Source organism: Segatella copri (assembly GCF_026015295.1).
Taxonomy (GTDB): domain Bacteria; phylum Bacteroidota; class Bacteroidia; order Bacteroidales; family Bacteroidaceae; genus Prevotella; species Prevotella copri_C.
Genome location: NZ_JAPDUW010000001.1, coordinates 1,052,596 through 1,066,034, shown reverse-complemented (window position 1 = coordinate 1,066,034; position 13,439 = coordinate 1,052,596). Strand labels below are relative to the sequence as shown.

Annotated in this window: 13 protein-coding genes and 1 pseudogene; all 14 read right to left on the bottom strand. The window is 44.5% G+C overall.

The features are described from left to right. Window positions 1-5: 5 nt before the first annotated feature. Entirely contained in the window at window positions 6-521 is a 516-nt protein-coding gene (locus ONT18_RS04405) for a hypothetical protein (protein ID WP_118115522.1), read from the bottom strand. 4 nt (window positions 522-525) lie between these two features. After that, on the bottom strand, window positions 526-1,377 hold the full coding sequence (gene traN / locus ONT18_RS04400) for a conjugative transposon protein TraN (protein WP_264904301.1): 852 nt from the start codon (window positions 1,375-1,377) through the stop codon (window positions 526-528). Window positions 1,378-1,394: 17 nt separating this feature from the next. Beyond that, window positions 1,395-2,594 (bottom strand): conjugative transposon protein TraM, encoded by a 1,200-nt coding sequence (traM, locus tag ONT18_RS04395; RefSeq protein ID WP_264904299.1) that lies wholly within the window; start codon window positions 2,592-2,594, stop codon window positions 1,395-1,397. Then, a complete protein-coding gene (locus ONT18_RS04390) occupies window positions 2,572-2,994 on the bottom strand; it encodes a hypothetical protein (RefSeq protein WP_301331978.1) in 423 nt (140 codons plus the stop codon). Before ONT18_RS04390 ends, traM begins: the two co-directional genes overlap by 23 nt. Window position 2,995: 1 nt before the next feature. Next, a complete protein-coding gene (gene traK / locus ONT18_RS04385) occupies window positions 2,996-3,610 on the bottom strand; it encodes a conjugative transposon protein TraK (protein WP_118079520.1) in 615 nt (204 codons plus the stop codon). Window positions 3,611-3,638: 28 nt separating this feature from the next. Next, window positions 3,639-4,769, bottom strand: coding sequence for a hypothetical protein (locus ONT18_RS04380; RefSeq protein ID WP_264904297.1), 1,131 nt, complete (start codon window positions 4,767-4,769; stop codon window positions 3,639-3,641). A 3-nt stretch (window positions 4,770-4,772) separates the two neighbouring features. After that, a complete protein-coding gene (locus ONT18_RS04375) occupies window positions 4,773-5,552 on the bottom strand; it encodes a DUF5045 domain-containing protein (RefSeq protein ID WP_264904295.1) in 780 nt (259 codons plus the stop codon). 25 nt (window positions 5,553-5,577) lie between these two features. Then, a complete protein-coding gene (locus ONT18_RS04370) occupies window positions 5,578-6,321 on the bottom strand; it encodes a hypothetical protein (protein WP_094881168.1) in 744 nt (247 codons plus the stop codon). Beyond that, window positions 6,299-8,860 (bottom strand): hypothetical protein, encoded by a 2,562-nt coding sequence (locus ONT18_RS04365; protein ID WP_264904293.1) that lies wholly within the window; start codon window positions 8,858-8,860, stop codon window positions 6,299-6,301. The genes ONT18_RS04370 and ONT18_RS04365 overlap by 23 nt, the downstream gene beginning before the upstream one ends. 28 nt (window positions 8,861-8,888) lie before the next feature. Continuing rightward, window positions 8,889-11,417, bottom strand: a pseudogene (locus tag ONT18_RS04360) (TraG family conjugative transposon ATPase); the annotation flags it as partial. Window positions 11,418-11,580: 163 nt separating this feature from the next. Next, entirely contained in the window at window positions 11,581-11,883 is a 303-nt protein-coding gene (locus ONT18_RS04355) for a DUF4133 domain-containing protein (RefSeq protein ID WP_264904289.1), read from the bottom strand. Between the two features lie 29 nt (window positions 11,884-11,912). Beyond that, window positions 11,913-12,269: a DUF4134 domain-containing protein gene (locus ONT18_RS04350; RefSeq protein ID WP_118191493.1), complete on the bottom strand. Its 357-nt coding sequence runs from the start codon at window positions 12,267-12,269 to the stop codon at window positions 11,913-11,915. Window positions 12,270-12,356: 87 nt separating this feature from the next. After that, window positions 12,357-12,668, bottom strand: a complete 312-nt coding sequence (locus ONT18_RS04345; protein ID WP_118115504.1) for a DUF4134 domain-containing protein — start codon at window positions 12,666-12,668, stop codon at window positions 12,357-12,359. 22 nt (window positions 12,669-12,690) lie between these two features. Further along, window positions 12,691-13,104, bottom strand: coding sequence for a hypothetical protein (locus ONT18_RS04340; protein WP_233544393.1), 414 nt, complete (start codon window positions 13,102-13,104; stop codon window positions 12,691-12,693). Window positions 13,105-13,439 lie beyond the last annotated feature (335 nt).

Sequence of the window (13,439 nt, the reverse complement as noted above, 5' to 3'; positions counted from 1 at the left end):
TGTTGCTATTTCTTTAAAGTGGGTATCTTGAATCCTATCACGATGCCAGTGCGAAACAAGTCTTCCCGTTTGGGAAGAGTGAGGTCACATTTGGCTTGAACAAACAATCCCCATCCATGACGTAGGGCAAAGTTATGCTCGTAACCTACATGCAAGCCACCGACGAACTTGTCTGTGTCACTGCCAGCACTTGCGCCAATACGGAGGTTTCCGTAGTTGTTCCTTCCTCTTGCCACACAGGGTTTGTAGGCAGCGCCTATTCCCCATGTACGGTAGTTATTCCAGAAAGACTCAGGACAGACGTGTCCGCATGATGCGCATTCATCCCATTTGATGTAACCGTTGATGAAGTACTCCCAAGCGTTGTGGTAGCGTGTTTCATGTTCCCATGAGATTGTGGCATCCAAGCCTCTCTGATATAAGGCTCCTGCACCAACGGATATTCGGTCGCTATGGCTCTGGGCGAATGATGAGACTGAAACGCACAGTCCCATCATCAATGACAAAATGTATTTCTTCATCGTCTTATTCCTCCATCATTAAGTATGAGTTGAATGAGTCGGCATACAGAACATCTTCATAGTCTATATCCAAACTGATGGTTCTTCCACTAATCTGCTTCTCAGAAATCTCAATAGTCAGCACCTTGTCGTTAGGGAATGTCATCTTTTTCAGGACGAGAACGTTTCTATAACCATATTTGAAGGTCTTGGACTGGTCAAGCACCATAGCTGGCGTAAGTTCAATCATCTGGGCATTAGTTGCCTTGGAAACCTTCTTGTCATTCAGCTTGATACGCATCTCGTCGATGTCAAGACGGATATTGGTGCGGTTCTCGATGCTGAAATCAATGAAGAAGTATTCTCCTACAGAGTAGATGTTGTTCAACCTCATGGTCATTCTGTGCTGCTTGGTGCTCACATTTCGTATTCTTGCCGGTGAGTTCCAGATCTTTCGGGCATATCTGGTCATATCCTCAGTACTCATAGATACGGAAGGATTATGGTATGGAATCTTCTCCGAAGTAAGAATCTGTTTGTCTGTGACTGCTTCCTGCATTCGTGTAGTGTATATCAGAGCGTACTGGGTTCTGTAACGCTCTGTAACTATCGTCACAATAGCAAGGATGTCACCATCGGCATGAACAGTAGCACCTTCCTTGGGTTTCAAACGGATGGTATTGTTGATTGGCTGGTCGCCGACCACTGCATTTGTAGATATGTCAACGAAGCGGACTGGCTCAGAGGCGGTAATGACTGTTGTGACATTCTCATTGATGGTAAGCTGCTCCATTTCCTGATACGTCTGTTGTGCCATGGATGGGAGGGAGGCTAATGCGCATACTACCAATGCGCAGAATTTCTTGATAGTCTTCATATTCGTATATGTCTTTATTATTTTTCTTTCTGGTTTGAACGTGAATTGATGAGATACACAAAGGTTCCGTATTTCAGCTTGGCTGAGTTCTTCTTGATGGCTTTGCTAATGGCGTTGCTTGTCTTCTGAACGGCATTGGTAACGGCTTGTGCTCCCCAGCTTGCCAGGTTGCCACCTCCTGTAGATGTACTGTTGGTAAGGGTTGAAGTATTGCTCAAAGCACCGCTTCCAACATCTTTCGTGGTTTCTCTGAACTGGCTGCTTGGTACATATAATCCTTCGAGTCCGTCGGTATCATAGAGCGAAAGGTTTACCTTGACGATGTCATCATCTACCATGATACTCTTGACAGTGCCCTTGACACGCTGTGAACCGAAGCCGCTCATGGTGGCATAGATGTAGGAGCCTTTATGAATGACCGCTTCATTGATGACAATATCATCGAGCAGACGAAGTCGTACTCTTGATCCATCCACCGCCTTGATATTCTCGTCTATGATAGCCTTGATAAGTCCAGCTTCCTTGTCATTGTCACACAGGGTGTTGAAGTAGTCGGAAGTAACCTTGACCTTCTTGACGACCTCATGAGGTTCATCATCGGTCTTCTTCTTTTCCGGAATTTCAACCTTTCCTTCCTTGGCATCGCCCGTTTTGGCAGTTACTTCGGCCTGCATGGATGGGGTAGAGACCTGCTGAGCCTGAATCCTTGCCTGGGCAATGGCTCGATTGAGTTCTTCCATCGCCTCCTGCTCACGCTGTTTGCCACGAGCTAAGCGATCATTTTCTGCAGAATTGTTGCCTTTGGCGATTTCCTGGCCTTTCTGTGCGCTCTCCTGTAGCTGCCTTTGCATCTCAGAGAGTTTCTCGGCTTCCTGGGCTTCCACCTGTTTACGTTCTTCATCTGAGTACTTTGTATCATACTCTTCCTTGGTATCTTCTTCATTGCGTTCAATGTTTCCTACTGCAGAATAATCGTCTATCTTACCATATGATTTGAGCATACTCTCATACTTGTTACCAATACCGTCTCCCTTCATTTTGGCATCAGGCAGGTCTGGATTAAGATACTCGGTCGTAGTGAGACCATCAGGAATCTCAGCCTTCTCCGTATGAAAGAGGTCAATGACGAAGTAGCCGACAAACAACAGAGGGAAGTAAATGATAAGCGGTATCATATACTTGGGCTGTTTCCAGTTAATCTTTTTCAATGCGTCCATCGTTTTCTATCTTTTCGTTATTATTCTTTTGATTATCTCTATTCATGGCAGGATGCGTGGTGTAGGCATTTTCAACAGCTTTCCAGACTTTGCTGTGTCGCAGACGCAACATCTGCTCTTGCCTTTCCGTAGCACTTTGTCTTGACTGTTGATGACTATACACCACTACCATCCTGTAGATGTTCAGACCAAAACAGAAGATTATGAAACCAAATACAAGGTAGAGGAACAACAGTTTATGGTCATTAGCAAACAGTTGTACCTTGGCTGCAAGCACATCAAGCTTCATAGTCTTGGCAAACTTGCGTCCTGCCTTCACCTCATTCTCATATCTCTGACGATATTGAGGATCATCTTTGTCCGGCATCTTTTCACCGATAAACATTTTCTTCCATCCCATATCAATATGTCAGTTTGGTCTTTTGTTCTATATCCTTATTGAGAAGGGTTCTCCAGTTGGTGATTAGCAAACCATGTGGGTTGTTGTCAGTACGGGGAACACGCTTCAAATGACCTGCCGTCACAAGTTCTCTGGTAAGAATGCTTGTGCGTCGCTCAATACGCTGTCTGCCATAGTAGGTGAACTCCATCTTCTCCTTGTCGAACTTAATACTGTCACAGAAGATGCTGAATACGGCACTTGTACCCATGATGTTTGAGTAGAAGCCTTTCTCCTTCAACGTATTGTACTGCGCAAGACCCGTTTCATCGACCAGATACATGGCTTTATCCATTGTATATTTGATGTACTTGTCATCTGGCGCAAGAGTGAAGAAGTAATGATGGAACATTTCCACATGGCTCTTTGCCTCCACATCGAGTGTTTCTTCCATGGTGCTGCGCTGAACGAGAATAGGAACATTGCCATCCAGTACATACACTTTCTGATGAGCATCTGAAACCATTTGCTTAGCTGTCCAAATGCTGGATATACAGATGATGATGCAGCCCACAAGGAAGAGTGAGCAGATAATCATCACCAACTTGATTTTGTTTTCGAGATTCTTTATTACCATACCTTATTATATATGTATTATTTGCTGTTTACATCACTTTGCTAATCATGCCCTGGGTTGAAATCTTGGCTTGCTGTGCCACACCTTCACCGAAGTTTCGGGTAGAGAATGCTGTATCTCCTTCAGGAATCATCCATGCAGCAAGGTCTGGAACGAGGTTCAGACATTTCAACGCTACAATGCTTGCTGCCATCAGATAACCGGCAGAGAAGAACGAGTTCTGCAGGTATGCTGCCATCGTCTGCTCACTTTCGGTAATGGCAGTAAGGTTCTCCACCTGAATACAGAGCACTATATCAAATAGTAACAGAACATAAAAGCCCACGAAGTATAGCATTGCTCCATAGAAATGTACCGTGAGATAACGTATCAGCCACTTTGACCAGACTCCTTCCCATTTCGGCAAGAGAGAGAATGCCCATTGTATCGGACCGAATATCGTCAGCATACCCAGGAGTATCTGTTGGCAATAGATGGTAGCCCACCAACCTATGCGGAAAACTATTAGGGCTATGAGCATAATCACCTTGTCTATGCCTACCACTGCACCTGCCGTGAGTGATGTGAACCAGAGCTTCGAAGCATCAGTTTCCATGTTCGTCACTTCATCCACACCTGCCTGTTCCATGGTTGACTCTATCAGGTTTGGATCCGATGTGCCGGAATGGGCTACGTCTGCCTGAGCCTGTAATGAGTTATAAAGAGTGTCTCGTGTATAGATGAGTTCCTGGACTTCTTCAAACTTATCCTCAATCTGTGCAGACTCTGCTTCATACAAGTCGTGGGTGTATGAACCTATGCAGTTAGGGATATAGGAGAGAAAGTCAAGTACGCACCAGCTGCAGCCGCTGTTTGTTATGCCGGTATCTGCAGGTGGGTACCACCAACAGAGAATGACACTGACCACAAGAGGCTTGAACAGCTTCATGATGTCTATCGGCTCATGTTTTACCATCATCTTGTAGGCCATACTGCCAGCTACGACTATCGAGAACAGCGCAGCCAGAGCCATACACATCTGCAATATCCACCAAAATGGACCTTGGGAGCCTGTGAACGTGGCATCACAAAGGAACTCGTTGGTCTGGAATATCACATCATCAATCTCCTGTTCGAGGATCTTGATACCGAAATCGGAAAGGATGTTTGAATCTGCCATGTTTTATTGTCTTACTATGTTATTGCCTTCGGAGTCATCAGATTCTGAGCCTCCAGAGTTATTTCCTACATTCTTTTTGCCTGCTTCACGCCATCTGCTGATTGCTGATGATGCGTGGCTGGCTACATTGTTTCTTCTTTCAAGTCGTGCAGCAAGCAAGGAGGAGGTCTTTCTCTTGTTGCTTAGTTGGACTAAAAAGGAGATAAGTGTCTCATTCTGCTTGGTAATGTCATCATAGATGGCAAGATACTGCTGTTTGCGCTGGGCATTGGGCATATAGGCATCCTGCATCTCCTTGATGGCTGTCTTGTACATCTTGTAGTATTCTGTCCATCGTGTCTTGTCTGAAATAGAACCACCAACGCTTACTATTCGGTCAATATTCGCCTGAAAGTCCGAGAGCTTGGAGTTGATCTTGTTTCCTTCTGCAAGCCAGGCAATGTCAATCTGCCGGTCTGCAATGTTGAGTGCTTCTATTTCTGCTCGTTGGGTAAGAGATGCTTTGATACTATCAGCAACATCCACCTGCTGATATGCAGAGACTCCTGCCATGGTTCTGAAAAACTGCTTGTTCTTTTTTGCTGCAGTCTTCTGATAGCTGTTGTGTAAGGCATCATAATAGAATGCAGGAGTGAGACCACCAGAACCAATCTCCTGAACTGTAATCTGGTTCATCTTGGCTGCATCATGGTTGTAACTCACATATCCTTGGGCTGATGCGTTAAAGCATAACGTCAAGCCACATAAGCAAAGTGCTGTCCGTGAAGAGATTAAATGTTTCATATTCATTGATTTTTTATTTATTATCCTAATAGCCTAAATATCCAGCGCCTCTCCATCTTCCAAAGGCATCACTTATGATTTCCTCTTTGCTCTTGGCACGGTACACCTGCTTTTTCCAATAGCCGATTCTCACTTGGATATATCTCCATGTTTCGAAGTATGCCTTGTTGAGATGCTTGTTGATGTTGTCGAGCGAGTTGTTGATGCTCGTAATGATGAGAAGCAAATCTGACGTTGAACATGCCGCAGCTCCAGTAGCATATAGCAGCAAATCACTGACTGACCTATAGAGATTGTCGCCTTCATCTGCAATCTTAGCCAAAGCCTTGGTGTTGATGGTGATAATCAGCGTATCGGTACTCATGATGTTTCCTCTTTCCAGGCATTTTTTCCTGAAATCATTGAGCATCTTTCTATAGTCACCGACTTTGTCACTCACATTCTCATAGGTGCTGTACACATTGAGACTGGTACGGAGTGACTGATACAGAATATCAATCACGTCAAATGCCCTGGTGTACTTATCCAGTTCCTTGTTGATGTCCCTGAATCCAATGTTGGCATCGCCGCTGTAGTCATGCAGCAGTTTATTGCTTGCCTCCAAGGTGGAACGCACAAGTAGCAGACTGCGCTGTTGCTTGTGATCTTTGATATAGGCCTCGATAGAAACTGCATCAAAGCCTACCTGAGCTTTTGCTGCTGAAGGCAAAAGGGTCAACAGACAAATGAGTATTGTCAGTATCTTGCTATTCACTGTTGTCTTCTTCATCGTCTTCATATTTTCCGTTATAACTATCTGAATGTCCACTATCGGCTGCATGTCGCAACCATCGTTTCCTGCATTGTTCAATGAGAGTCTGTCTTCTGCCTTGCTCGTCATTCAGTGGGGGAGCAACACTCCTTAAAATGTCTATGATGGAATGCTTGTAATGCATCATCTTCTCCAATGACACCAAATCGGCAAAAATCTTAGTGAGACGGCTGTCTATCTGACGTGCTATTTCCAGGCGGTCACTTGACCAGAGCAAATGATAGGTATCATCCGTATTGTCTGATTCTACGGGGCTACTCTTGGCATATTCAACCGTAGGGTCACAGTCTGGATAGTCACGGGCAATCTCTGCAAGTTTAGCATTTACTTCGGCTGCTTTCTCCTCATCGGTCTTAGCTGGGTCGAGGTTTACTACAGCTACCACTTGCGTATCGCTATATTCCGTGGTCAGAGTCCATGAAATCTGCACGATGGCACGGTGTATCTTGATACCCATGAAGTACTTGGGCTTTCTCGCTATCGAGACTGTTGCCTTGAAAGTGATGACACCATTGATATTAGGCATAGATGCAGTACGGACGAAAGTATTACCTTCCCATGCACCCGAACCATTCCAACTGAGATTATAGGCAGTCTTGCAATCCTGCATGATGGCCGGTATGCGGTAATAATCATCTGTCACGGCATTCTCACCATCAATAGCCTCTTGTTTTGCCTTTTGGTACTGGGCAAGTTTTGATTCGGCAGTACTCTTGTCAGACTTCAATGCTGTAATGCGATCTTTGTTAGCGTTGTACTGTTGACGATACCTCGCAGCATCATTCACATTTGAATTCTTAATTTTTCTAAGAAGTTCCGAATTTTCTGCCTCCAAGTTTGTGATTTCAGACTGGAGAGAAGCTATTTTCCTCTCTGTCTCCGCAATCTTGGAATCAATCTCTGAGGTGTTGACACTTTCATGAGTGACACTTGTGGCCATAGCACACTGCTTGGTGTGACCATTCACGCTACCTCCACAACTCGAACACTTGTATTGGGTCGAAGCTTCACCAAGTTTGGTACCGCCATGGCAGGTAACACTGATGGTTGCAGTTTCACATCCTGCAATCTTCTTGGCATCGGTTGTCTGATAGTATCTCTTTGCATCACTTGAAAGATAGTAGGTGTAACCTTCCTCGTTATCATTGAGTTCTTTCAGTCGTGCATTCAATCCGGCTTTGGATGTGTTCATGTCCATTGTGTAGGAATCAAAGACATCCTCATAAGCAACTTCCTTTTTATACCAGCTCTTTGAAACATGAATCTCGTAAGCATAGGCTTTAGCATATTGACCACTTTTCTTCTTACTGAGAATATAGCCTGACATATAGTAGGTTATGCTATAATTGTAGCCGTCATTCGAGTTGTTATGCTGCTGAACATCACTTCGACTCCATCCAGCATGGCTTTCTGAGTTTCTCAATGCAGCTTCTCTTTCTGCCGATGTTGGAGTATAGTTTTTGTCCTTTGTGCTGATACGATACCAGTGATCACCTTTGATGATGGCATCATTGTCTGTAGGTGGATAGTAGTCGCACAGCTTCACATTACCGGCATCAACTCTATAGATATACCATCGCTGGGTGTAGTATTGTCCCATTCCTTCACGGGCATAGTCTGTTACCCAAGAGGTCAGATTGTAGTTCGATAAAGAGAAGAGATTTGCAATGCTGTCCCTTCCTCCAACAAACTGCAAGAGCGTATTGCCTGCATTTGCAGACAGACTGTTGTAGAGTCCATACACATTTTCTGCAATCTCAATGACGCTGCTTGTCTTATCCATCATCGTACCACTGAAACTACTGTTGCCAAGGATTGAGCCTACAGCATTACCAGCTCCAGCAGAAGCAAGGTTGACTCCCATGGCATACAGGTTGTCTATGTCTTCCTTCAGATTCTCCTTCGTAAAGTTGGAACCGAACCCGGAAAAGTTGTCAAACATCGCTTCCCAATCTACGTTGCCCAACTCCGAGAGTTTCAGAATAGCCGCCAATTCCTGGTTGATCTCCAGAAATGCAATATCCTTGAATGAGAGGGTGCTGTTGGTGACGATTGACTCAAACTGATAGCAGAGAGTCTTGGTCTCTTCACATACCTTATATAAATAGCTTCCCCAGTAGAGAGCATTCTGTGGACTTTTGAGCATCATTCCAGCTACAGTCCATATCTTCGGCATGATCTTGGCCGACACCATGTTGTAGATACGGCGGTAATAGTAGTTCTCCGTCGAACTTGTCCATAGTCCCAAGTGGGTGAGGGCTTTGCGGTCAAGGAACTTGGATGTGAAGATTCCTGCCGCTGCCACCTCTGCCGCCTGATAGTGATCACGTATCTTGGCTACCTGTTCGGCATAATACGCCTCAGTAGCTGCCTCTGTTGCAAAAGCGGCTGTCATTGCTTCTACAGTGCGCTTGTCATAGTTTACACTGTAGTACTGTGCCATCGTAGGTACTACGGCACAGAGATAGAGAGTAAGTATTATCAGATAGCGTTTCATTTGTCTGAAAATTATTGTTTATGACTTGTTACATATACTCATCAAATTTCCTCTTGGGTTTGAGGTTCAGCACATGACCAGTCTGGTTCACCTTCTGGGCAAATGGCAGGGATTTAGTGATCCCTGACAGTTCCCAATCTCGGCAATAGGCTTCGATGGCATGCTGATGGTCGCATTGCAACTCTTTCTTGTAGAGTTTCAGCGCTTCCTTTTCTGCTCGCTCGGTGGTATAGGTCATATAGCACTCATGAGGTTCTTCTACACCAAACACGCCTCCGACACTTCCTCTTCGGATGAAGACTTCTCGGAAGAAGCTTCTGCCTTCCTTGTTTTCAAGGCGGTTGATGGTGAAGATCTTTTTGCAGTCCACATCTGTCAAGCCCAGGATTGCCTTGATCTCGTCGAAACGTTCACGGAACTTGCTCTGGTCAAGCAGCATCACCACATCAGAGTTGTTGATGATGGCTTCCTTCACGATAGGACTTCCCACGATGTCCTGGATCTCCTGAGTAACCACACCCACTGATGCCCAGAACTTACGTGCTGTCTTGTAGAGGTATTTGATGTACTCTGCCATAATTGGCGAAGCAATGGCTTTCCATGCCTCTTCAATTACAAGCACCTTACGGTTCTTCTTGATACGCATCTTCTGGATGAAAACGTCCATGATAATCAGTGTAACAAGAGGGAAGAGGAGAGGGTCATCCTTGATGGAGTCTATCTCGAAAACGATGAAGGTCTCATCAAACAGCTTTGTGTCGAGGTTCTCATTGAGAGTAAGCTCATGGCTACCGCCCTTGTAGAAGTCCTTCAGCAGATAGTTGTAGGATGCCAAGTCGATTCCTGCCAGGTTGTTCTCCTTTATAATCTGAGGAATACGGACTTTACTGTACTCGTAGAATGTGTTGAACGATAGGTTCTCAATTTGTTTCTTCATGAAGTATTCATCGAAGTATTCCGTGATAACCTGCTCTATGAGACGGTCTTCCGTCTTTGTGACTTCACCTTGGGTTCCTTTCCAGATGAGCATGACCAGATTTTTCAGGAAGCCTATCTTCTCGATGTTCAACTCCTCACGCTTGATGGCAAAAGGATTCATCGTGATAGGATGCTCGTCTGTGTAGCTGATATATTTGCCACCGACATATTCGCAGAGTCCTTCGTATGAATTACCGGTATCAACCATCACAACGTCGGTGTTCTGTTCCCACATCTGACGGACTACACTATTCATGTGGAAGGACTTACCACTTCCAGACGGACCGAGGCAGAAGAAATTGGAGTTATCCGTTATCTTGTTCTTTCCTTCTTTTCCGCTGATGTCGATGGCAACTGGCACACCTTGGCGGTCTGTATAGTATATCTTCAAAGGTGTTTCCTCACTATGTTGAATGCGCTCTTTGTACATGAGACAGGCGGCTGCATCACTGAGGGTCAGGAATCGGTCATACTCTGGGTTGGTGGAGTAGCAATTACCAGGGAATGAGTTGACAAACAATTCCAATTGGTTGTAGGCTCTTTTGCTGATATGAATGCCCAATCGGCCAAAGGAGTTCTCCAGATGGTTGGTACATTTCTGAATATCAGCATCTATAGATACTCCAACGACAAGATTGAAGTGGGCATATACCAACTGTTTGTTTTCTCTTGCTATCACATCCTGCACCTTCTTGATGTCCTCCACGGCTATCTGGTTGCTTGGATTAGGCATACTGGCATGACGGTTTTTCTTCTTGTCGAGTAGGGAGAGTTCTCTTTTCTGGTTAGGAATGAAGAACATCTGATTATACACAACTACATCGGCAGAAGGAATGCTGTCAACCAATGATACCATGTCCACTGGCATGGAAACATTGTTCACCTCAATGTTGGTGAAAGGACGGACTATAGATGGCGTGCTGACACAATCAACATCAACAAGACTATAGACCTTGCATCGTTTGTTGCCCATACAGATAGACTCTTCATCGACTTTGAAGTTGGTCATAGACACAGTCTTGTCGTTGAAGTTCATGGAGAAATAGCGGTCAACATATTCACGAGCCGTATTGCCATCGAGGTAGGATGCTTCCACGCCTGAGTCCTTCAGTTGGTCTTTGATCTTGCGAATTTTCACCATAAAGTCACGCCATTTCTTGCTATCAAAAGAGAAGATACGGCTTTTCTTATTCTCCTGGGTGATAATCAGATAAGTCTGACTGTCGGTATAGGAACGTCCATTGAAATACTTGAAGTAAGACTCTGACAAGAACTCATGGTTGTCGTTACTCTCATCCTGGAACTGCTTACGCACGAAGACATCCTGCTTATGAATGGCATAGCCTTCACCGAGGGTCTGGGCAAGTGCGGTGACAAGATGATTGAACTCATAGTAGCTGTCTATGTTTGCAGAATACTTCTGCACCGGGTTATCCATCTTCAAAATGGCTGAGTATTCGCCAGTCTTGGTGTAGAGCACGCCAATGCCATCTACATCCTCAACAGAGAAGTAGATGTCCTGAAAGATCTTCTTGCGTTTGCCTCCGGTTCCAAAGGCAGAGACTGAGATAGACATGCCTATGAGTATTGCTACAAATGCTATGATTACATATATGATCATTGTTATTTGCTCTTTTATCAAATGAAGATAGGCTCATCCTTGCGAGAGGGTGAGCCTACCGATTTACACTATTCAGATTTCAACACACTTGCTCATTTGTTTACGTTTGAATTTTGTTTGATTACATTCTATGCGAACAAGCATAGATGAACACACCATGCTCTTCCTTCTTGGTATGCAACCCTTTCTTCTGTTTGAAGAAGATGAGAGCAGCTCCCGAACAGATGGAAACAGCGAGAACCACAAGACCAACCACAAAGCCGAGGATGCAATATGCTATGATGAAGCCGAGGATGGCTCCACCAATGGCACAGGCTGCCCAGGTGATGTAGCGTCCCTGGAATCCCATAAATTCAAGGGGCTTCTGGAGACCCTTGAACATGGGATAGCTTACGTACTGATTTTCTTTTACTTCTCCTGACATGATGTATTCTTTAATGCTTGAACGATAGATTAGAGGCCGAAGAACAAAGGCAGAGCCTGGGCTGCAGCAACGAGGAAGATACATGCGCCAACAACCATCATGATCTTCTTCTTGACATCCTGCTCCTCATTGTTCATAGCGATGTAAACGCTGATAGCACCCACAACGGCAACTACACCGGCAATGGCGTAGCAGAGCTTAACCACAAAAGGTACATACTTGGCAATCTCCTCCGTCACAGTTGCGAGGGCATCTGTTCCGGCTGTGTAATCACCAGCTGCGTTCTGGGCATAGGTCGCCAATGTTCCACAGAAAAGGAGCATGGCGAGCGTCTTCATACGCTTGGCACTGAAAAGATTCTTTGCGAAATTCTTGATTTTCTTCATTTGATTTCTTTTGATGTTACTTAAAAAATTTACACTCATTTATCTCTCCTGCAGGTTGAGATGTTTTGTTATCCTATCTTTTTTACCTTATACTATATTATAACCGAAGAATGCAGGGAACAGGATAGTTGCACCTATCATGAAAAGGCAGGCACCAATCAGCATCATGATGGATTTGGTTACGTCACCTTCGCCCGTATTCATCTTTATATAGATTTGCAAAGCTCCTATGATGGCTACGATGGCAGCTATGGCATACACCAGATAGACTACATAGAGCATCATTGTTACCGTAAAGTCATGAGCATTGCTCAGTGCGTCTGCTCCCCAGCTATAATCGACACCACCGCATTTGGCAGATGCCAACATTGGCTGGAAGAGCATGACACCTATTAACATTATGGCAAACAAAAGATTGTGTTTACAGCTTATCTCTGGCATTCTTCTTTTCTATTTTTCGGGTGTTGTGCTTATTGTTGAGATTCTGCATAAACTCATCTGAGAGGTAACTGCATTGTGGCACTGGATCTATGTGCTCCAAAATCTCATCGTTCTTCTCGTTGAGTTCTTCGCTGGTCACGGTATGTGACTGTGGCTGCTGCGATTGCTCTTCACCAGAAGGAGGTTGCGGATAGGGTACGTTTCCTGTCGGGTTGACAACTCTGAGTCCATCATCCGTGATTTGCTCCGTGAAGGTCATGTCACCCTCGTCAGGACCCTCGTTGCGTTCTTCGATTGCAACTGGCTGTTCCTCATTGGTCAAATCACCTACATCATAGGCCTCTTCTTCTGTTTTCTTTTCATCCTTCTTTCCATGTAGGTCTAATGTGATCATTACTGCAAAGTACACTACATACACAAAAGTGAGGACGAGCGCAAAAATTACGAATCCTGACATTTTTAATCTGAATTTTATTTGTTATTTTTATTGTTATCATACTCGGAACTTACATCCGACGAGTCGGCGTATTTCCCAAAAACAGTGCAAAGGAACATATATTTGTGCGATAAATGAAAAAACAGAGCTAAAACCGTTTCAGTCTTAACACAGATTATAAAAGAAGTATGATAATATTTTAATAATCATACTATAAAATAACAAGAGGGCATATAAAACAAAAAAGGAGACCCTCTCGAAAGAGAACCTCCTGATTGGTCAGTGATATGGCA

Coding starts and splice junctions, on each gene's coding strand:
- ONT18_RS04405 (WP_118115522.1), bottom strand. CDS start 521: ATGAAGAAATACATTTTGTCATTGATGATGGGACTGTGCGTTTCAGTC.
- traN (WP_264904301.1), bottom strand. CDS start 1,377: ATGAAGACTATCAAGAAATTCTGCGCATTGGTAGTATGCGCATTAGCC.
- traM (WP_264904299.1), bottom strand. CDS start 2,594: ATGGACGCATTGAAAAAGATTAACTGGAAACAGCCCAAGTATATGATA.
- ONT18_RS04390 (WP_301331978.1), bottom strand. CDS start 2,994: ATGGGATGGAAGAAAATGTTTATCGGTGAAAAGATGCCGGACAAAGAT.
- traK (WP_118079520.1), bottom strand. CDS start 3,610: ATGGTAATAAAGAATCTCGAAAACAAAATCAAGTTGGTGATGATTATC.
- ONT18_RS04380 (WP_264904297.1), bottom strand. CDS start 4,769: ATGGCAGATTCAAACATCCTTTCCGATTTCGGTATCAAGATCCTCGAA.
- ONT18_RS04375 (WP_264904295.1), bottom strand. CDS start 5,552: ATGAAACATTTAATCTCTTCACGGACAGCACTTTGCTTATGTGGCTTG.
- ONT18_RS04370 (WP_094881168.1), bottom strand. CDS start 6,321: ATGAAGAAGACAACAGTGAATAGCAAGATACTGACAATACTCATTTGT.
- ONT18_RS04365 (WP_264904293.1), bottom strand. CDS start 8,860: ATGAAACGCTATCTGATAATACTTACTCTCTATCTCTGTGCCGTAGTA.
- ONT18_RS04355 (WP_264904289.1), bottom strand. CDS start 11,883: ATGTCAGGAGAAGTAAAAGAAAATCAGTACGTAAGCTATCCCATGTTC.
- ONT18_RS04350 (WP_118191493.1), bottom strand. CDS start 12,269: ATGAAGAAAATCAAGAATTTCGCAAAGAATCTTTTCAGTGCCAAGCGT.
- ONT18_RS04345 (WP_118115504.1), bottom strand. CDS start 12,668: ATGTTAATAGGTGTCATGCTCTTCCAGCCAATGTTGGCATCTGCCAAA.
- ONT18_RS04340 (WP_233544393.1), bottom strand. CDS start 13,104: ATGATCACATTAGACCTACATGGAAAGAAGGATGAAAAGAAAACAGAA.